Source organism: Streptomyces natalensis ATCC 27448 (genome assembly GCF_000935125.1).
In the GTDB taxonomy this organism is placed as follows: domain Bacteria; phylum Actinomycetota; class Actinomycetes; order Streptomycetales; family Streptomycetaceae; genus Streptomyces; species Streptomyces natalensis.
On record NZ_JRKI01000019.1, the window covers coordinates 1 to 22425 of the forward strand.

Annotated in this window: 3 protein-coding genes; all 3 read right to left on the bottom strand. The window is 72.4% G+C overall.

The genetic code is table 11. The features are described 5' to 3' along the window. Window positions 1-5357: non-ribosomal peptide synthetase (locus tag SNA_RS13880; RefSeq protein ID WP_198535037.1), on the bottom strand; the 5357-nt coding region annotated here is incomplete at its 3' end. After that, window positions 5354-13198 (bottom strand): non-ribosomal peptide synthetase, encoded by a 7845-nt coding sequence (locus SNA_RS13885; RefSeq protein ID WP_044365246.1) that lies wholly within the window; start codon window positions 13196-13198, stop codon window positions 5354-5356. The genes SNA_RS13880 and SNA_RS13885, both read right to left, overlap by 4 nt. 2 nt (window positions 13199-13200) lie before the next feature. Then, the gene (locus tag SNA_RS42230) at window positions 13201-22407 is read right to left on the bottom strand and encodes a non-ribosomal peptide synthetase (protein ID WP_206742961.1); all 9207 of its coding nucleotides are present in this window, start codon (window positions 22405-22407) and stop codon (window positions 13201-13203) included. Window positions 22408-22425 lie beyond the last annotated feature (18 nt).

Genomic DNA, 22425 nt, shown 5'->3' on the forward strand with positions numbered 1-22425 from the left:
TCGCCGAGGAGTGCTTCGCCGCCGAGGACGAGTTGCTGGGTGGGGGAGACGTCGGCGGGAAGGTTTTTGAGGAGCGTCAGGTGTGAGGGGGTGGCTTTGACGAAGGTGGGGCGCTGGTCGAGTTGCGGCGTAGCGCCCTCGTCCAGGTCGGTGAGGTGTGCGCACCCACCGAGCGTCAGGGGCCCGAGCAGGCCGGTGACGGTGAGGTCGAAGGCGAGGGGGGAGTGGACCAGTGCCCGTCCGCTCATCGCGGGGTAGGCGGCGTGCGCCCAGGACAGATACAGGTTCAGCGATCGGTGTTCGACAACGACGCCCTTGGGCCGCCCGGTCGAACCGGAGGTGTAGATGACGAACGCGGGGTGGGAGGTCTTGGCCTCGCTCACCCGGTCCGCATCCGTCGGGTTGGTGACGGGGAGGCCGCGGGTGTCCGTTGCCTCGATTGTCATGAGCGTCAGGCCGGTGTCGGGTATCCGCCCGGCGGTCTTCTCGTCGGTGATGAGCAGTGCGGGCCGCGCATCGCCAAGGACGTAGGCGATCCGGTCGACGGGGTAGTCCGGGTCGATGGGCAGATATGCAGCTCCCGCCTTGGTGACGGCAAGGATCGCCACCGCAGCCTCGACGCAACGGGGCAGCGCGATGGCAACGAACCGCTCCGGGCCGACGCCCTGGGCGATCAGGTGGTGGGCGAGCTGGTTGGCTCGGGTGTTGAGCTCGGCGTACGTCAGCCGGGCACCCTCGTGCTCCAGCGCCAGGGCGTCCGGGGTGCGCGCCACCTGGGCCTCGAACAGCTCGGCAAGCGTCGCATCGGGGACATCGCGGCCAGTGGCGTTCCAGCCGTTGACCAGCTGCTCCCGCTCCTCCGCCGCAAGAATGTCGATCTCCGCGAGCGGACGAGAGGCGTCCGCCACCGCCGCCCGCAGCAGGCGCTCCAGCCGGGCAGCAATCGCCTGGGCGCTCCCGCGGTCGAAGAGATCGGTGGCGAACTCCACGAACCCCCGCATCCCCGCGGGCGCACCCGCCCCGTCGTGCTGCTCCTCCAGCGCGAACGACAGGTCGAACTTGGCCGCCGCCGCATCCAGCGCATGGTCCCGGACCGACAGCCCGGCCAGGTCGAGTTCGAGGTCACTGCTGTTCTGGAAGGTCAGGATGACCTGGAAGAGCGGGTGGTGCGCCAGGGAGCGGGTGGGGTTGACGATCTCCACCAGCCGCTCGAACGGCACGTCCTGGTGGGCATAGGCCGCCAGGTCCGTTTCCCGTACGCGGCCGAGGAGTTCGGCGAACGACGGGTTGCCGGAGGTGTCGGTGCGCAGCACGAGCGTGTTGACGAAGAAGCCGACCAGGTCCTCCAGCGCGTCGTCGGTGCGTCCGGCGATGGGCGAGCCGATGGGGATGTCGGTGCCGGCCCCGAGGCGGGTGAGCAGCGCGGCGATACCGGCCTGGACGATCATGAACACACTGACCTGGTGCTCCCGCGCGAGCCGGACCATGCCGCGGTGCACCTCGGCGTCCAGCTCCATCTCGACGCTCTCGCCGCGATGGGTGGCGACGGCGGGTCGCGGGCGGTCGGTGGGGAGTTCCAACTGCTCGGGGAGTGCGGTCAGTTGGTGCTTCCAGTAGTCGATCTGTGCGGCGATGACGCTGGCGGGGTCGTTTTCGTCGCCGAGGACTTCGCGCTGCCACAGTGTGTAGTCGCCGTACTGGACCGGGAGCGGTGCCCACTGTGGTGGTGTTCCTTCGCGGCGGGCGGTGTAGGCGGCCGACAGGTCGTTGACGAGGGGTGCGAGGGAGGCGCCGTCGCTGACGATGTGGTGGGCGAGGAGGAGGACGAGGTGGTCGTCGGTGCTCAGGGTGAAGACCCAGGCGCGTAGGGGGAGGTCGGTGGTGAGGTCGAAGGTGTGGGAGATGGCCTGGTCGACGGCGGTGTCGAGGTCGTCCTCACTGACGTGGACGACCTCGATGGTCGGCCGGGCGGCGTCGCCTTCGAGGATGTGCTGGTAGGGGGTGCCGTCGGTGGCGGGGAAGACGGTGCGCAGGGATTCATGGCGTTCGGTGAGGTCGTGGATCGCCGTGCGCAGGGCCTCGACATCGAGGTCACCGGACAGTCGCAGCGGCATCGGCACGTTGTACGTCGCGCTCGGCCCCTCCAACTGGTGGAGGAACCACAGCCGTCGCTGCGCGAACGACAGCGGCACCCGCTCGGGACGCGCCACCGGCGCCAGCGCCGCGCGGGCCCCGGCGACCTGGTCCAGTCGGGCGGCCAGTCCGGCCGCGGTCGGTGCCTCGAACAGGTCCCGGACGGCGGGTTCCACGCGCAGGACGGTGCGGACCCGGCTGATCAGGCGCATGGCGAGGAGCGAGTGCCCGCCGAGGTGGAAGAAGTTGTCGTCGGCGCCGACCCGTTCCACGCCCAGGACCTCGGCGAACAGGCCGCACAGGATCTCCTCCCGGGGGTCGCGCGGGCGCCGGGAGGCGGTGGTGGGCAGGACGTCGGGGGCGGGCAGCGCGCGCCGGTCGAGCTTGCCGTTGGGGGTGAGGGGCAGCGCGTCGAGGGTGACGAAGGCGGTGGGGACCATGTAGTCGGGCAGTGCGCGTGCGGCGTGTTCGCGCAGTCCGGCCAGGGGCGTGTCACCCCCGTGGACGGGGACGACGTAGGCCACGAGCCTCTGGTCACCCGGCCGGTCCTCGCGGACGACCACCGCCGCCTGCCGCACCCCGGGATGGCCGGTGACGACGGCTTCGATCTCGCCCTGCTCGATGCGCAGACCCCGGATCTTCACCTGGTCGTCGGCGCGGCGGACGAACTCCAGCAGCCCGTCCGTGCGTCGCTTCACCACATCGCCGGTGCGGTACATCCGGGTGCCCGGCGCGCCGAAGGGGTCGGCGACGAAACGGCCGGCGGTGAGGTCGGGTCGGCCCAGGTACCCCCGCGCCAGCTGGTCGCCCGCGACGTACAACTCGCCCGGGATGCCCACCGGTACGGGGGTCAGGGCGGCGTCCAGGACATGGAGGCGGGTGTTCCAGACGGGGCCGCCGAGGGGTACCGCGCCGGTGTCCGCATCGGGGTCGAAGGCGTGGGTGGTGATCTGCACGGTCGACTCGGTCGGCCCGTAGAGGTTGTGCACGCTCACCCCCCAGGTCTCGGCCGTCCGCGCGGCCAGGGCGGGCGGCAGGGGCTCGCCGCCCGCGAAGACCCGCTTCAGGGGCAGGTCGTCGCCGGCCGCCGCATCGGCCATCACGGCCAGCAGCGAGGGCACGAACTGGGCGACGGTGACGCCGTGTTGGCGGATATGGGCGACGAGCCGCTCCGGCTCCCGGGAGATGGCCTCGGGGGCGATGCAGAGCGTGGCGCCGCGCAGCAGGGGCAGCCAGACCTCCCAGACCGAGGCGTCGAAGGTGAACGCGGTCCGGGCCAGGACAGTGTCCTGCGCGTCGAGCGGGAACGCGTCGGCCATCCAGGACATGTGGTTGACCAGCGCACCGTGCTCGACGACGACGCCCTTGGGAGTGCCGGTGGACCCCGAGGTGTAGAGGGCGTACGCGGGACGGTTGGGCGGATACGGCGGCCGGGCCGGGGCGGTGGCGGGCTGTGCGGACAGCGCGGCGCGGGTGTCCGCGGCGTCCAGCACCAGCTGCGGGAGCGGGACGCCGGTCAGGACGGCGGCCGCATCCCCGGTCGTGAGGACCAGGCCCGGGGCGGCATCGGTGAGGGTGAAGGCGATCCGGTCCCGGGGGTGGCCGGGGTCCAGAGGGAGGTAGGCCGCACCGCTCTTGAGCACGGCGAGCTGCGCCACGATCATCTCCGCCGAGCGGGGCAGGGCCAGCGCCACCAGCCGCTCCGGGCCGGCGCCGCGGGCGGTCAGCAGGTGGGCGAGGCGGTTGGCCCGCTCGTCGAGTTCCGCGTAGGTGAGGGTGGTGTCCTCGCACACCACCGCCGCGGCCCCGGGGGTCGTGGCGCACTGCGCCTCGAAGAGGGCGGTCAGCGTCGTCGCGGGGACCTCGTGCCGGGTGGCGTTCCAGGCGTCGAGCCGGTCGCGCTCCCCGGCGCCGGTCAGGGCGAGGTGGCCCAGCGGCATGTCGGGTTCCCGGACGACCGACTCCAGCAGCCGCTCGACCCGGGCCACGACGGCCTCCGCGGTGTCCCGGGCGAACAGGTCGGCGCGGTAGTCGAGGCGCAGGGTCAGCTGACCGCCCAGCTGGTCGCCGACCAGGTTCAGGGCGTAGTGCGTCGCATCGCGGCCGTCGGCCTCGGTGAGCCGCAGTCCCGCCACGGGCGCCTCGTCGTCGCCGGCGCCGAGCGGGTAGTTCTCGAACACCGTGGTGGTGTCGAAGAGGTCGCCCTCGCCGGCCAGTTGCTGGATCCGGCCGAGGCCGAGGTTCTGGTGGGGGAGCAGTGCGCTCTGCTCCTCCTGGAAGCGGACCAGGTTGTCCAGGAAGGACCGCTCCCGCGTCAGCCGGGCCCGTACCGGGACGGTGTTGATGAACAGCCCGATCATCGCCTCGGAACCGGGGAGTTCGGCCGGGCGGGTGGAGACCGTCGTGCCGAACACCACGTCGTTGCGCCCGGTCAGCTGGGCGAGGACCACCGCCCAGGCGCCCTGGAGCACGCTGTTCATCGTCAGCCTGCGGCTGCGGGCCGCGGCCGTCAGCTCGGCGGTGAACTCCTCGGACAGCTCGCGCCGGACGCGTTCGGGCAGCGCCGGGGTCCGGTCCGCGGTGTCCGCCACCCGGGTCGGCCCGTCCAGGCCCGCCAGCGCCTGCCGCCAGGCACGTTCGGATGCGCCGAGGTCCTGTTTGGCCAGCCACCCCAGGTAGTCGCGGTACGGGGTGGCCCGGGGCAGTCCGGCGGGGCTGCCCTGCTGGGCGTAGAGGGTGAACAGCTCGTCCAGCACGAGGGGCGTGGACCAGCCGTCGAGCAGGATGTGATGGGCGGTCAGGGCCAGGCAGTGGCGCCGGTCGGCCAGGCGTACCAGGGTCAGTCGCAGCAGCGGCGGCCGGGCCAGGTCGAAGCGCTCCGCGCGGTCGGCGGCCAGCAGCCGCTCCAGCTCCGCCTCGCGCTCCGTCTCCCCCTCCTCGGTGAGCGCGGCCTCCCGCAGCGGCACCGGCACCTGACGGTGGATCACCTGGATCGGCTGGCCGTTCTTGCGGGTACGGAAGCCGGCCCGCAGATTGGCGTGCCGGGTGAGCAGGGCGTCGACGGACCGGCGCAGTACGGCGGTGTCCACGTCGCCCTCGATGCGCAGGACGAGCTGCACGTTGTAGATGTCGGGCGCCTGCCCGTCGTAGAGCGCGTGGAACAGGAATCCTTCCTGCAACGGCGCCAGCGGCAGGACGTCCTCGAGTGCGGACTGAGTCTTCACGGCATTTCCAATTCGGCTTCGAGTTCGTCGATTTCGTCCTGGCTCAGCGAGCCGAGGGAGAGGTCGGACGGGGTGTGTCCACCGGCGTCCCGGCCCTCGCAGTGGGTGACCAGCGCCGTCAGCGCCGCGAACCAGCTCTCGGCGAGGGCGCGTACGTCGTGTTCCGACAGCAGGTCCCGGGGCCAGTTCCAGGTCGCGGACAGGCGTGGGCCGTCGGCGTGGTCCTCGGTCACCGCGTTGACGACCAGGGCATGGGTCACCGGCATCCGCGGGTCGTGGCCCGACGGCAGCGCGGCGTCCGGCGCCATGTCCCAGTCCGCGGCCGTGGTCTCCTCCGAGGCGGCGAACCGGCCCAGGTAGTTGAAGCCGATCTGCGGCTTCCCGAGACCCGACAGCTCCCGGGACGTGGCGGGGTTCAGATGGCGGAGCAGCCCGAAGCCCATGCCGTTGTCGGGGAAGGCCCGCAGCTGTTCCTTGATCAGCTTCACCAGCCGGCCCATCCCGGGCCCGCCGGCCCACACCTCGGCCCGGTCGTACGGCCCGGGGTCGAGGCGTACGGGATACATGCTGGTGAACCAGCCGACCGTACCGGTCAGATCCGCACCCGGGACGATCTCCTCCCGGCCGTGGCCCTCCAGGTCGATCAGCACCTGGCCGCCGCCGGCGCCCCACCGCTGCCGCCACTCCACGACGGCCGGCGCCAGGCCGGCCAGGAGGACGTCGTTGACCCCGGCGTGGAACGCGCCCGGCACGCTCGTCAGCAGCGGCCGGGTGAGGTCCGCGGGAAGGGTGAGGGTCAGCGAGCGGGTGGCGTCTCCCCGGTCCCGGACCGGATCCAGCGCCCGGCCGCCGATGACGGGCTCCGGCGTCCGCAGGGCCTCCCGCCACACCGGCAGTTCGGCGAGCCGGTCCGGATGCTGCGCCGCGGCCGTCAACCGCTGTGACCACTCCCGCAGGGAGGTCCCGGCGGGCTCCAGCTCCGGAGTCCGGCCGGCCGCCAGCGCTTCCCAGGCGGCGGTCAGATCGGGCAGCAGGATGCGCCAGGACACCCCGTCGACGACCAAATGGTGCAGCACCAGCAGCAGTCGGCCCGCTTCGCCGGGCCCGCGGTCGAACCACACCACCTGCACCATGGCTCCGTCGGCCGGTGCGAGCCGGGCCACGGCCCGGTCGCCCTCCGCGGCCATCAGCGCGGTGAGACCGTCGCCGGCCACCCCCGCCGCGTCGACACGGCGCACACAGTCCCCGGCCGCCACCTTGCCCCGCGGCATGACCTCGGGGTGCCAGACCGGCGCGCCCGCGGCGTCCGGCGCCGGGGTCGCGGGCACCCGCAGGCGCAGCGCGTCGTGGTGATCGAGCAGCGCCTGGACCGCGTCGGTCAGCCGCTGCTCTCCCAGGTCCGCCGGGACCTGCACCATCATGGACTGGTTGAAGCCGGCGACCGGAGCGTCCAGTTCCCGCAGCCAGTGCATGATCGGCGTCGGCGGCAGCGTCCCGATCCCGGCGTCCGGGTCGCCGTCGGCGGCCCCGGACGGAACGTCGGCCGTCAGCGCCGCCAGCGCCTCGACCGTCTGGTGCTGGAAGATCTCCCGCGCGGTGAGCGCGATGCCTTCCTTACGGGCCCGCGAGATGAGCTGGATCGACAGGATGCTGTCGCCGCCCAGCTCGAAGAAGCTGCTGGTGACCCCGACCCGTGGCAGGTTCAGCACCTCGGCGAAGAGCGCACACAGCGTCTCCTCGCGCGGCGTACGCGGCTCCTGGTCACCCGCCAGCGCCGCGAAGTCCGGCGCGGGCAGCCGCTCCACGTCCAGCTTGCTGTTGGCCGTCAGGGGCAGCGCCTCCAGCACGAGCAGCGCCGCGGGCAGCATGTAGTCGGGCAGCTGTCCGGCCAGATGCGCCCGCAGCTCGCCGACGTCGATCCGGGTGCCGTCCTCGTCCGGGACGAGATAGGCGACGACGCGCTTGTCCCCGGGGCGGTCCTCGCGCACGATGACGGCCGCCTGGCCGACGGCGGGGTGGGCGGCGAGGAGGTTCTCGATCTCACCCAGCTCGATGCGGAAGCCCCGGATCTTGACCTGGCGGTCGACCCGGCCCAGGAACTCCAGCTCACCGTCGGCACGCCATTTGACCAGGTCGCCCGTGCGGTACAGCCGGCTGCCCGGTGCCCCGAAGGGGTTGGCGACGAAGCGCCCGGCGGTGAGCCCGGGACGCCGCAGATACCCGCGGGCCAGCTGGCTGCCCGCCACGTACAGCTCGCCCGGCACACCCACCGGGGCCGGCCGCAGCGACGGGTCCAGGACATAGACCTGGGTGCCCAGGACCGGGCGGCCGATCGGCGGCGCGACCGGGTCGGTCAGCGGGGCGCTGGAGGTCACCCACACCGTCGCCTCGGTCGGACCGTATCCGTTGAACATCCGCCGCCCCGGCGCCCACCGGCCGACGACCTCACCGGTGAACGCGTCACCGCCCACGGCCAGCGACCGCAGCTCGGGCAGCGCCTGCGCGGGCATGCTGGCCAGCGCCGCCGCGGCCATCGGCGCATGGTTGATCCGCAGGTCCGCAAGGACCCGGGCCAGTGCCTCACCGGCGAACGGACCGCCCTGCGGAATCACCAGACAGGCGCCGGACAGCAGCGCCAGCCACAGTTCGAGCACCGAGGCGTCGAAACTGGGCGAGGCGAGCTGCGACACCCGGCTGCCCGCCTCGACCCCGCACCGCTCGATCTTGTCGGCGGCGAAGCCCGCCATCCCGCTGTGCGCGACGACGACGCCCTTGGGGCGGCCGGTGGAACCGGAGGTGTAGATGACGTAGGCGGGGTGCCCCGGCAGCAGCGGCGTGGTCCGGTCGGCGTCCGAGGGGTCGTACGCCGCGCCGTCCACCGCGCCGTCCGCCGCGTCCTCCACGGTCAGCACCGGGACGTGGGTCCCCGGCAGCGCCCGGCCGCTCGCGCGGTCCGTCACCACGGCGACGGGCGCCGCGTCCTCCAGCATGTAGGCGATGCGCTCGCCCGGGTAGCCGGGGTCGACGGGCAGATAGGCGGCGCCGGTCTTGAGGACGGCGAGGATGGCCGTGACGAGGTCGGCGGAGCGCGGCAGGGCCAGGGCGACGATGTCCTCCGGCCCGATGCCCCGGGCGATCAGACGGTGCGCCAGCCGGTTGGCGCGGGTGTTGAGCTCGGCGTACGTCAGGACGGTGGCGCCGTGCTCGACCGCGGGGGCGTCGGGGGTGCGGGCCGCCTGGCTCTGGAACAGCTCGGGCAGCGGGGCGGCGGAGACGGGCTGCGCGGTGTCGTTCCACTCGACGAGCATCCGGTGGCGTTCCGTCGCGCCGAGCACGTCCAGCTCCGTCAGCGGACGGGCGGCGTCCGCCACCGCGGCCCGCAGGAGCCGTTCCAGCCGGGCGGCGAGCTGCTCGGCGGTGGACCGGTCGAAGAGGTCGGTGGCGAACTCCACCGTTCCCGCCAGCCCCGCGAACGCCCGCTCGTCGGTGCGCAGTTCCTCCATGTTGAAGGCCAGGTCGATCTTGGCGGCCCCCGTGGCCACGTCCTCCGTCCCGACCTGGAGGCCCGGCAGCTCGAACTCCCCGTCCTCGGTGTTCTGAAGCACCAGCATCACCTGGAACAGGGGGTGATGCGCCATCGACCGTACGGGGTTGACGATCTCCACCAGCCGCTCGAAGGGCACGTCCTGGTGGGCGTAGGCCGCCAGGTCCGTTTCCCGTACGCGGCCCAGGAGTTCGGCGAACGTGGGGTCGCCGGAGGTGTCGGTGCGCAGGACCAGGGTGTTGACGAAGAAGCCGACCAGCTTCTCCAGCGCCTCGTCGGTGCGCCCGGCGACCGGGGTGCCGATCGGGATGTCGGTGCCCGCGCCCAGCCGGGTCAGCAGCGCCGCCAGACCCGCCTGGAGCACCATGAACACGCTCGACCCGTGCTGCCGCGCCAGCCGGGCGACGCCCTCGTGCAGCTCCGCGTCCCAGGAGAACGCGGCGGCGTCACCGCGGTGTCCGGCCACCGCCGGGCGGGGCCGGTCGGTGGGCAGCTCCAGCTGGTCGGGGAGCCCGGTGAGCGTCCGCTGCCAGAAGCCGGTCTGCGCGGAGATCAGGCTCTGCGGATCGTGCTCGTCCCCCAGCGCGGCACGCTGCCACAGCGTGTAGTCCGCGTAGTGCACCGGCAGCGGATCCCACTGGGGCGCCGCACCCGCACACCGCGCCGTGTACGCCACCGACAGATCGTCGATCAGCGGGGCGAACGAGGCCCCGTCGCTGGCGATGTGGTGCATCAGCAGCAGCAGGGCGTGCTCGTCGGGAGCGGTGGTGAACACCCAGGCCCGCAGCGGGATGTCGGCCGTCAGCGCGAAGGGGTGCCGGGCCGCCTCGGCCAGCCGCCCGTCCACCCGGTCCGCGGTGGTCCGCTCGACCTCGACCACCGGCCGGGCGGCGTCGCCTTCGAGCACCAGCTGGTACGGCGTGCCGTCGAGGTCGGGGAAGACGGTCCGCAGGGACTCGTGCCGCCCGGCCACATCCGCCATCGCCGCGCGCAGCGCCTCGACGTCCAGCGCACCGGTCAGCCGGAGCACCAGCGGCACGTTGTACGTCGCGCTCGGCCCCTCCAGCTGGTGCAGGAACCACAGCCGCCGCTGCGCGAACGACAGCGGCACCCGCTCGGGCCGCTCCATCGGCTCCAGCGCCGCACGGGCCCGCCCCGCGCCGTCGAACCGGCCGGCCAGCCCGGCCACCGTCGGCGCCTCGAACAGGTCCCGGACCGCCAGCTCGACCCCGAAGACCGTCCGCACCCGGCTGACCAGCCGCGTCGCCAGCAGCGAATGTCCGCCCAGCGCAAAGAAGTTGTCGTCGGTCCCGACCCGCTCCAGGCCCAGGACCTCCGCGAACAGACCGCACAGGATCTCCTCCCGCGCATCGCGCGGCTCCTGGAGAGCGCCCGCCTCCGCGGGGCCCGGCGCCGGCAGGGCCCGCCGGTCCAGCTTCCCGTTGGGGGTCAGCGGGAAGGCGTCCAGCACCACGCACGCGGACGGCAGCATGTACTCCGGCAGCGTGCGGGCCGCGGTCTTCACCACGTCCGCCGCGTCCGGCGCCGCACCGCCGCCGGACGGCACCACATACGCCACGATGCGCTGGTCGCCCGGCCGGTCCTCGCGCACCATCACCGCGACCTGGCCGACGGCCGGATGCGCCGCGAGGGCGGACTCGATCTCCCCCAGCTCGATCCGGAAGCCACGGACCTTCACCTGGTGGTCGACCCGGCCGACGAACTCCAGCTGCCCGTCCGCCCGCCACTTCGCCAGATCACCGGTGCGGTACATCCGCGTACCCGGCGCGCCGAACGGATTCGCCACGAAGCGCTCCGCCGTCAGATCCGGCCGCCCCCGATAGCCGCGCGCCACACCGTGGCCCGCGAGGTAGAGCTCACCGGGCACCCCGGCCGGCACCGGCCGCAGCCCCGCGTCCAGCACATAGACCTGGGTGTTGCCGATCGGCCGCCCGATGGGCGGGGCCCCTTCGGCACCGACCCGCGCGGCCGCCGACCAGATGGTCGTCTCCGTGGGGCCGTACAGATTGGTGACGCTCGCCCCCAGCTGTGCCATCCGGTGCGCCAGCGGCGCGGGCAGCGCCTCGCCGCCGACCAGCAGCCGCAGCCCGCGCAGCGCCTCGGGGCGCTCGGCGACCAGGCTCTGCCAGAGCGAGGGCGTGGCCTGCATGACGGTCACACCGGCCGACGTCACCAGATCGGCCAGCAGCGCCGCATCGCGGACCTGCTCGGAGGTGGCGAGCACCACCGCCGCACCATGGACCAGTGGCAGATACAGCTCCAGACCGGCGATGTCGAACGCGACGGTGGTGACCGCCAGCAGCCGGTCGGCCGGTGTCGGCGCGACCCACTCCTCCATCGCGGCAAGGAAGTTGCGCAGATTGCCGGCCGAGACCACCACGCCCTTGGGGCGGCCCGTCGAACCGGAGGTGTAGATGACATAGGCCGGGTGGTCCGCCGAGCGGGGGCCCGGCCGCTCCTGCGCCGTCAGACCGGCGTCCGGCAGCGCGGCGAGCGCGGCCCGGGTCGCCGCGTCGTCGACGACCACCAGCGCACCGGCGTCCACCGGCAGCTTCGCCGCCGTGCTCGTGTCGGCGAGCACGCACACCGGCCGCGCGTCCGAGCAGATGTACTCGATGCGGTCGGCCGGGTATTCCGGGTCGACGGGCAGATAAGCCGCACCGGTCTTGGCCACGGCCAGCAGCGCGACCGGCAGCTCCACCGTGCGGGGCAGCGCCACCGCCACATAGCTCTCCGGCCCCACGCCGCGGGTGAGCAGCAGCCGGGCGAGCCGGTTGGCCCGCGCGTCCAGCTCGGCGTACGACAGCGCGTCCGCACCGCACAGCACCGCGGTGGCGCCGGGCGTCCGGGCGGCCCGGTCCTCGAACAGCTCCGGCAGCGTCGCGTCCGGAACCTTGAGCGCCGAGTCGTTCCAGCCGTCGAGCAGCCGGACCCGCTCCTCGCCGGCCAGCACCTCCAACTCGCCGACCGTGCGCGAGGCATCGGCCACCACCGCGCGCAGCAGCCGCTCCAGGCGGGCCACCAGCACCTCGACGGTCTCCCGGTCGAACAGCTCGGTGGCGAACTCGACGTCGACGTCGATGCCCTCGGGTTCCCCCGACGCGCCCAGCCGCTCCTCCAGGTCGAAGGAGAGGTCGAACTTCGCCACTCCGGTGTCGACGCCGTCGAAGTCGACCCGCAGACCCGGCAGTTCCAGATCGGCCTTGTCGTTGTTCTGGAGCACCAGCATCACCTGGAACAGCGGATGCCGCGCCAGGGACCGGGTGGGGTTGACGATCTCCACCAGCCGCTCGAACGGCACGTCCTGGTGGGCGTAGGCCGCCAGGTCCGTCTCCCGTACCCGGCCCAGGAGTTCGGCGAAGGTCGGGTCGCCGGAGGTGTCGGTGCGCAGGACCAGGGTGTTGACGAAGAACCCGACCAGGTCCTCCAGCGCATCGTCCGTACGCCCGGCGATCGGCGAACCGATCGGGATGTCGGTGCCCGCACCGAGCCGCGTCAGCAGCGTTGCCAGGGCCGCCTGCATGACCATGAACATGCTCGACCGGTGCTCGCGCGCCAGCCGGGTCAGCCCCGCGTGGAGTTCGGAGTCCCAGGACAGTGCGACGCTGTCGCCCCGGTAGCTGGCCACGGCCGGGCGGGGCCGGTCGGTGGGCAGCTCCAGCTCGTCCGGCAGGCCCTCCAGCGTCTGCTGCCAGAAGGCGACCTGCTCACAGATCAGGCTGTCCGGGTCGTCCTCGTCGCCGAGGACCTCGCGCTGCCAGAGGGTGTAGTCGGCGTACTGCACCGGCAGCGGTTCCCACTGCGGCGCCCCGCCCGCGCGCCGGGCGGTGTACGCCTGCGTCAGATCGCGGATCAGCGGGGCCAGCGAACCGCCGTCGGCCGCCACATGGTGGGCGAGCAGCAGCAGGACGTGCTCGCCCGGACCGGTCGTGAACAGCCAGGTCCGCAGCGGCGTCTGCGTCGTCAGGTCGAAGGCGTGCTCGGCCGCCGTTTGCAGGGCCTCCTCCAGCTCCTCGGGGGCGCAGGTGACGACCTCCAGGTCCGTCCGGCCCTCCTCGGCCGGCAGGACCTGCTGGAAGGGCGTGCCGTCGGCCTCCGGGAAGACCGTGCGCAGGCTCTCGTGACGCTCGACGACATCACCGAGCGCCGCGGCCAGCGCGGCGACGTCCAGCTCTCCGGTCAGCCGCAGCAGCATCGGCAGGTTGTAGGTCGCGCTCGGGCCCTCGAACTGCTGAAGGAACCACAGACGGCGTTGGGCAAATGACAGCGGAATCATGATTACTTCCCAGACCTCGGCATCGGCCGCAGCGCGGGCCGTGCTCTCTTCTTCGACCCGACAACGCGCTCGGCGAGCGCCGCCACCGTCGGCGCCTCGAACACCGCCCGGATGGACAGCTCGACGCCCATTTCCGTACGCACCCGGTTGATCAGCTTCGTGGCCAGCAGCGAATGTCCGCCCAGGTCGAAGAAGCTGTCGTCGATACCGACCCGGGGCAGATCCAGCACCGCCGCGAAGATCGCGGCGAGCGACTCCTCGTTCGCGTTGCGCGGCGCCCGAGAGGTGGCCGCCGCCGCGAAGTCCACGGCCGGCAGCGCCCGCCGGTCCAGCTTCCCGTTCGGCGTCAGCGGCAGCGCCTCCAGCACCACCACGGCGGACGGCACCATGTACTCGGGCAACTGCGCAGCCAGATACGCCTTCAGCTCGGTGGTGTCCGGCACCGCCGTGCCGGCCGGTGCGAGATAGGCCACCAGCCGCTTCCCGCCGGGCGCCTCCTCACGGACCACCACGGCGGCCTGCCCCACCGACGGGTGCGCCGCCAGCACGGTTTCGATCTCACCGGGCTCGATACGGAAGCCGCGGACCTTGACCTGGTCGTCGGCCCGGCCCAGGTATTCGAGCCTGCCGTCGGCCCGCCAGCGCGCCAGGTCACCGGTGCGGTACATCCGCCGCCCCGGCTCGCCGAACGGGTTGGCCACGAACCGCTCGGCCGTCAGCCGCGGCTGGTCCAGATACCCGCGGGCCAGCTGGCTGCCCGCGAGGTAGAGCTCGCCGGGCACGCCCGCCGCCACCGGCCGCAGCGCCGCATCCAGCACATAGACCTGGGTGTTCCAGATCGGCCCGCCGAGCGGAGGCACGGACGGCCAGTCGGCGACCTGCGCGGGCAGCGCATACGAGGTGACCACATGGGTCTCGGTGGGCCCGTAGTGGTTGTGCAGCCGCCGCTGCGGCTGCCCGGCGTACAGGTCGCGCAACTGCCCGCTGAGCACCAGCGCCTCACCGGCCTGGGCGATCTCCGACAGCGCGGGCAGACCCGAGCGCTGCTCGGCGGCGGCCTCGGCCACCGCGTCGATGACCAGGTTGGGCGCGTACAGCTCGTTGATCCCCTGCGCCTCCAGCCAGCGCGTGAACGCCGCGGCGTCCCGGCGGATGTCGTCGGGCGGGATCACCAGGGTCGCGCCGTGCAGCAGCGCCGAGAGGGTCTCCTGCACCGCCACGTCGAAGCCGACCGCGGTGAACTGCGCCACCCGGCGCCCCGGCCCGCCGGGCACCGCCTGCGCATGCCAGGCCAGCAGATTGACCATCGCACCGCCCGGCATCACCACGCCCTTGGGGACGCCGGTGGAGCCCGAGGTGTAGATCACGTACGCCGGATGGGCGGCCAGCAGCGGGGTGCTGCGGTCGGCATCCGTGGGATCGGTGGCCGGCCGGGCCGCCAGCGCAGCGGCGGTCGCGGGGTCGTCGACCAGCACCCGCAGCGCCCCCGGCGTCTCGGGCAGTTCCCCGACGATCTTCCGGTGCGTCAGCACACCCACCGGCGACGCGCTCGCCAGCATCCGCGTCACGCGGTCGGCGGGCAGGTCCGGGTCGACGGGCAGATAGCCGGCGCCGGTCTTGAGGACGGCCAGGATCGCGGTGACGAGATCGGCGGAGCGGGGCAGGGCGAGCGCGACGACCTGCTCCGGGCCGACGCCCTGGGCCAGGAGATGATGCGCCAGCCGGTTGGCACGGGCGTTCAGCTCGGCATACGTCCACACCGTGGCACCGTCCTCGACGGCCGCGGCCTGCGGAGTACGCGCCGCCTGCGCCTGGAAGAGCTCCGGCAGCGTGGCCGCGGGCACCGGATGCGCCGTGTCGTTCCACTCGACGAGGATCCGGTGGCGTTCCGCCGCGCCGAGCACCTCCAGTTCCGTCAGCGGCCGGGTGGCGTCCGCGACGGCGGCCCGCAGCAGCCGCTCCAGCCGGGCGGTGAGCTCCCGGGCGGTGGACCGGTCGAAGAGGTCCGTCGCGAACTCCAGCGCACCGCTCATCCCGGCGGCGTCGCCGTCCGGCGTGTGCTGCTCGGCGATGTGGAAGGTCAGATCGAACTTGGCGGCGAAGGAGGTGAAGTCGTCGTCGGAGACCTCCAGCCCCTGCATCGCGAAATCGCCCTCGGCCTTGTTGGCCAGCACCAGCATCACCTGGAACAGCGGGTGGTGCGCCAGGGACCGGGTGGGGTTGACGATCTCCACCAGCCGCTCGAACGGCACGTCCTGGTGCGCATAGGCCGCCAGATCCGTCTCCCGCACCCGGTCCACCAGCTCGGCGAACGTGGGGTCGCCGGAGGTGTCGGTGCGCAGGACCAGGGTGTTGACGAAGAACCCGACCAGGTCCTCCAGCGCGTCATCCGTACGCCCGGCGATCGGCGAACCGATCGGGATGTCGCTGCCCGCACCGAGCTGCGTCAGCAGCGCGGCGAGACCCGCCTGGAGGATCATGAACACGCTCGCCCGGTGCTCCCGCGCCAGCCGCATGATCCCCTCGTGCAGCTCCGCATCGAAGGAGAAGTCGACGTCCTCACCCCGATACCCGGCCACGGCCGGCCGCGGCCGGTCGGTCGGCAGCTCCAGCCGGTCCGGAATTCCGGTCAACTGCCGCTTCCAGTAGCCGACCTGAGTGCTGATCAGGCTCTCCGGGTCGCTCTCGTCACCGAGGATCTCCCGCTGCCACAGCGTGTAGTCGGCGTACTGCACCGGGAGGGGCTCCCACCGCGGAGCCGTACCCGCGCACCGCGCCGCATACGCCACCGACAGATCGAGCGAGAGCGGGTCCGTGGACCAGCCGTCGCTGACGATGTGATGGGCCAGCAGCAGCAGTACGTGCTCGTCCGGCGCCGTCCGGAAGAGCCACACCCGCAGGGGCAGCTCGTTCACCAGATCGAAGGCGTGCCGCCCGGCCTCGGCCACCCGCTGTCGCACCTGCTCGCGGTCGGTCGTGACGACCTCCACCAGCGGCCGCGCGGCCTCGCCTTCGAGCACATGCTGGTAGGGCGTGCCGTCGGCCTCACGGAACACCGTCCGCAGGGTCTCGTGCCGCCGGGCCAGATCATGAACCGCCTCGCGGAGTGCGTCGACGTGCAGTTGGCCGGTGAGGCGCAGGACCATCGGGACGTTGTAGGTGGCGCTGGGTCCCTCCAGTTGGTGGAGGAACCAGAGGCGGCGTTGTGCGTAGGAGAGGGGGGTGTGGTGGGGGCGGGGTTGGGGGGGGAGGGGGGTGCGTGCTTGGGCTGCGCCGCTGAGTCGGGTGGCGATGCCGGCGATGGTGGGTGCTTCGAAGAGGTCGCGGACGGTGAGTTCGGCGCCGAAGGTGGTGCGGATGCGGCTGAGGAGGCGTACGGCGGAGAGGGAGTGTCCGCCGTGGTCGAAGAAGTTGTCGTGGATGTCGAGGGTGGGGAGGTTGAGGGTGTGGGCGAAGAGTCCGCTGAGGATTTCTTCTTGGGGGGTGGGTTTGCGGCGTCGGGCCGGCGTGGTGGAGGCGGTGTCTTGGGTTTCGCTTTCGGTGGTGAGGTGGAGGTGTCCGTCGGTGGTCCAGCGTGCCGGGGTGCCGGTGGGGTAGATCAGTGAGTCGGTCGGGCCGAAGGGGTCGGGCAGGCAGGCGTTGGTGGTGATCGTCTGCCCGTTGAGGGTGGTTCCGTCCAGGGTGGTGCCGGCGAGGTGGAGTTCGCCGGTGACTCCGGCCGGGACGGGCTGAAGGTCGTGGTCGAGGACGTAGAGGCGGGTCTGCTCCGGCAGGGTGGTGCCGTCGGGCAGCTGCCGTACGGCGCGCGGCCAGGTGTCGACGAGCTGCTCGCGCTCGTCCGGGGTGAGGATGTCCAGGTCCGCGATCGGCCGCGACGCATCCGCAACGGCCGCACGGATCAGGCGCTCCAGCCGGGCGGTGATCGCCGCCACGGAAGCCCGGTCGAACAGGTCCGTGGCGTAGTCCACCGTTCCCGCCATACCGGCGGGCCGGCCGTCGGCCGCGAGCTTCTCCTCCAGCCCGAATTCCAGGTCGAACTTCGAGGTGGCGGAACCGGTGGTCTCCAGGCTGCCGTCGAGCCCGGCCAGCGGCACATCCGCGGACGCGGCCTCGAAGCTCAGCATCACCTGGAAGAGCGGGTGGTAGCCGAGCGACCGGGTCGGATTGACGATCTCCACCAGCCGCTCGAAGGGCACGTCCTGGTGGGCGTAGGCCGCCAGACCGGTCTCCCGTACCCGTCCGAGCAGATCGGCGAAGGTCGGGTTGCCGGAGGTGTCGGTGCGCAGCACGAGGGTGTTGATGAAGAACCCGACGAGGTCGTCGAGCGCCTCGTCCGTGCGTCCGGCGGTCGGCGAGCCGAGCGGGATGTCGGTGCCCGCACCGAGCCGCGTCAGCAGCGCCGCCAGGGCCGCCTGTACGACCATGAACACACTCGACTGGTGCGCACGCGCCAGACGGGTGACTCCCTCGTGCAGCTCGGACCCCCAGAAGAAGTCGAGACTTTCGCCCCGGTAGCTGGCCTCCGTCGGCCGGGGCCGGTCGGTCGGCAGTTCCAGCAGCTCCGGAAGATCGGCCAACTGACCTTGCCAATAGGCGACCTGACGTGAGATCAGGCTTCCGGAGTCGCTCTCGTCCCCGAGGGTCTCGCGCTGCCACAGCGTGTAGTCGGCGTACTGCACCGGCAGCGGAGCCCACTGCGGTGCCGCGCCCTTGCTCCGTGCGGCATAGGCGGTCGCCAGATCGCGGGCGAGCGGAACCATCGACCAGCCGTCGCCGGCGATGTGGTGCGCCAGGAGCAACAGCACCTGCTCATCCGGCGCGGTCTCGAACAGCCAGGCGCGCAGCGGAAGTTCGGCCGTCAGGTCGAAGGCATGTGCGGAAGCCCGCTCGATCGCCTCCTCCAGCTGTCCGGCGTCGGTACGGACGCACTCGACCGGCGGCCGGGCGGCGTCACCGGCCAGCACCCGCTGGTACGGGGTGCCGTCGACCTCCGGGAAGACCGTCCGCAGGGACTCGTGCCGCCCGGCCAGATCGGCCATCGCCTCGCGCAGCGCGGCAACGTCCAGACCGCCGGACAGCCGCAGCCGCATCGGCACGTTGTACGTCGCGCTCGGCCCCTCCAGCTGGTGCAGGAACCACAGGCGGCGCTGGGCGAAGGACAGCGGTACGCGCTCGGGCCGCTCCATCGGCACCAGAGCCGTACGGCCGCCCACCGCGGTGCCGACGCGCTCGGCCAGACCCGCGACCGTCGGCGCCTCGAAGAGGTCGCGGACGGCGAGTTCCACACCGAAGGCCGAGCGCACCCGGCTGATGAGACGCATCGCCAGGAGCGAGTGCCCGCCGAGGTCGAAGAAGTTGTCGTCGATGCCCACACGCTCCACGCCGAGGGTTTCGGCGAAAACGCCGCACAGGATCTCCTCCTGCGCCGTGCGCGGACCTCTGCCGCCCTCGCTGCCGGTGAACTCCGGTGCGGGCAGCGCCTTGTGGTCGAGCTTCTCGTTCGGGGTCAGCGGCAGCGCCTCCAGCACGACGAACGCCGACGGCACCATGTAATCCGGCAGCGCCTTCGCCGCCCGCTCCCGCAGGGCGGCCGGGTCCACGCCGTCGTCGGACGTCTCCGCGGGCACGACATAGGCCACGATGCGCTGGTCGCCGGGCCGGTCCTCCCGTACGACCACCGCGACCCGGCCGACCGCCGGATGCGCGACGAGCACGTTCTGGATCTCGCCGAGCTCGATCCGGAAGCCGCGGACCTTGACCTGGTCGTCGGAGCGGCCGACGAACTCCAGCTCGCCGTCGGCACGCCGTACGACCAGATCGCCGGTGCGGTACATCCGTGCACCGGGCGCGCCGAACGGATTGGCGACGAAGCGGGACGCGGTCAGCTCGGGGCGGCGCAGATATCCGCGGGCCAGCCGGGCGCCCGCCACATACAGCTCACCGGGCACCCCGACCGGCACCGGCCGCAGCGCGGAGTCCAGCACATACACCTGGGTGTTCCAGCCGGGCCGGCCGATCGCCGGGGCGAGGGCCCCGGAGAGCGGGCCGCTCACCGTCACCCACACCGTGGCCTCGGTCGGGCCGTAGGCGTTGAACATCCCGCGCCCCGCGGACCAGCGCGCCGCGACCTCGCCGGGGACGGAGTCACCGCCGACGATCAGCGTGCGCAGCAGGGGCAGCGGGCGCACCGGCATGCTCGCCAGCGCCGCAGGCGACATCTGCGCATGGCTGATGCGCAGCTCGTCCAGCACATCGGCCAGTTCCTCACCCGCGAGCGGCCCCGCCTGCGCGACCACCAGGCAGGCGCCCGACCGGAGCGCCATCCACATCTCGAACACCGAGGGGTCGAAGCTCGGCGAGGCGAGCTGGAGCACCCGGCTGTCGCCGGCCAGCTGCCAGCGGTCGGCCACATCGGCCGCGAAACCGTTCACCGCCTGATGGGAGACGACGACGCCCTTGGGGCGGCCGGTGGAGCCGGAGGTGTAGATGAGGTAGGCGGGATGGCCCGGGAGCAGCGCGGTGGTGCGGTCGGCGTCGCCCGGGTCGGTTGCGCCCGGGGCGCCGTCGTCAAGGGTGTCGACGGTGAGCGTCGGCAGCTCGGTACCCGGCAGTCCGGCGACGGTGTGCCGATCGCTGAGGAGCAGGGCGGGCCGTGCGTCCTCGAGGATGTAGGCGATCCGGTCGGCGGGGTAGTGCGGGTCGACGGGCAGGTAGGCGGCGCCGGCCTTGAGGACGGCGAGGATGCTGACGACGAGATCGGCGGAGCGGGGCAGGGCGAGCGCGACGATCTGCTCGGGCCCGATGCCCCTGCCGATGAGGAGACGGGCCAGCCGGTTGGCACGCGCATTGAGCTCGCCGTACGTGAACCGGCCACCCTGGTGCTCCAGCGCCGGGGCGTCCGGGGTCCGCGCCACCTGCGCCTCGAACAACTCCGGCAGCGTGGCCACCGCGACCTCGCGGCCGGTGTCGTTCCACCCGTTGAGCAGCAGCTCACGCTCCTCACCGGACAGGATCTCGATCTCTCCGATCGGCCGCGCCGCATCCGCCACGGCCGCCCTCAGCAGAGCTTCCAGCCGTACGGCGATGGTGTGCGCGGTCCGCCGGTCGAAGAGATCGGTGGCGAACTCGACGACACCCTGCATACCGGCGGCATCGCCGCCCTCACCGAACCGCTCCCCGAGGCTGAAGGTCAGATCGACCTTGGCGATCCCCGCGTGGACATCGTCGTCCTCGGTGGCGACCAGTCCCCGCATCGCGAAGTCGCCCTCGGAGGCGTTCTGGAGGACGAGCATCACCTGGAAGAGCGGGTGGTGTGCCAGGGACCGGGTGGGGTTGACGATCTCCACCAGCCGCTCGAACGGCACGTCCTGGTGGGCGTAGGCCGCCAGGTCCGTCTCCCGTACCCGGCCCAGGAGTTCGGCGAACGACGGATCGCCTGCGGTGTCGGTACGCAGCACGAGCGTGTTGACGAAGAACCCGACCAGATCGTCGAGCGCATCGTCGGTCCGTCCGGCGATGGCGGAGCCGAGGGGGATATCGGTGCCCGCGCCGAGCCGGGTGAGCAGCGCGGCGATTCCGGCCTGGACGATCATGAACACACTGACCTGGTGCTCGCGCGCCAGCCGGGTGAGGCCGTGGTGAAGCCCGGCGTCCCAGGCGAACGGGACGCTGTCACCCCGGTGACTGGCCACGGCGGGCCGCGGCCGGTCGGTCGGCAGCTCCAACTGTTCGGGCAGTTCGGTCAGTTGCCGCTGCCAGTAGGCGATCTGTCCGGCGATGACGCTGTCGGGGTCGTTCTCGTCGCCGAGGGTCTCGCGCTGCCAGAGCGTGTAGTCCGCGTACTGCACCGGCAGCGGCACCCACCGCGGGGCGGCGCCGTCGCAGCGGGCCGCATAGGCCGTGGCGAGGTCCTGGGCGAGCGGGCCCATGGACCAGCCGTCACTGGCGATGTGGTGCGCGAGGATCACCAGGGTGTGCTCGTTCTCCTGACCGGTGCTGAACACCCATACCCGCAGCGGGAGTTCACCGGTGAGATCGAACGTGTGGCGAGCGGCGGCGGCAATGTGCGCGTCGAGCTGCGCGGCGTCGGTCGTGACGACCTCGACCGTCGGCCGGGCGGCGTCGCCTTCGAGGATGTGCTGGTAGGGGTTGCCGTCGGTCTCCGGGAAGACGGTGCGGAGCGACTCATGGCGCTCGGTGAGGTCATGGATCGCGTCGCGGAGTGCGTCGACGTGCAGTTGGCCGGTGAGGCGCAGGACCATCGGCACGTTGTAGGTCGCGCTGGGTCCCTCCAGTTGGTGGAGGAACCAGAGGCGGCGTTGTGCGTAGGAGAGGGGGGTGTGGTGGGGGCGGGGTTGGGGGGGGAGGGGGGTGCGTGCTTGGGCTGCGCCGCTGAGTCGGGTGGCGATGCCGGCGATGGTGGGTGCTTCGAAGAGGTCGCGGACGGTGAGTTCGGCGCCGAAGGTGGTGCGGATGCGGCTGAGGAGGCGTACGGCGGAGAGGGAGTGTCCGCCGTGGTCGAAGAAGTTGTCGTGGATGTCGAGGGTGGGGAGGTTGAGGGTGTGGGCGAAGAGTCCGCTGAGGATTTCTTCTTGGGGGGTGGGTTTGCGGCGTCGGGCCGGCGTGGTGGAGGTGGTGTCTTGGGTTTCGCTTTCGGTGGTGAGGTGGAGGTGTCCGTCGGTGGTCCAGCGTGCCGGGGTGCCGGTGGGGTAGATCAGTGAGTCGGTCGGGCCGAAGGGGTCGGGCAGGCAGGCGTTGGTGGTGATCGTCTGCCCGTTGAGGGTGGTTCCGTCCAGGGTGGTGCCGGCGAGGTGGAGTTCGCCGGTGACTCCGGCCGGGACGGGCTGAAGGTCGTGGTCGAGGACGTAGAGGCGGGTCTGCTGCGGCAGGGTGGTGCCGTCGGGCAGCTGCCGTACGGCGCGGGGCCAGGTGTCGACGAGCTGCTCGCGCTCGTCCGGGGTGAGGATGTCCAGGTCCGCGATCGGCCGCGACGCATCCGCAACGATAGCGCGCAGCAGGCGCTCCAGCCGGGCGGCCATCGATGCGGCGGTCCCGCGGTCGAACAGATCGGTGGCGTAGTCCACCGTTCCGGCCATACCGGCGGGCCGGCCGTCGGCCGCGATCTTCTCCTCCAGGACGAATTCCATATCGAGCTTGGAGGTTTTGGCGTCCACCTGCTCCAGGCGGCTGTTCAGCCCGGCGATCGGCACATCGGCGCCGGTGGCCTC

Bases quoted from the DNA above. Each gene is read 5' to 3' on its own strand.
- SNA_RS13885 (WP_044365246.1), bottom strand. From the start codon at position 13,198: ATGATTCCGCTGTCATTTGCCCAACGCCGTCTGTGGTTCCTTCAGCAG.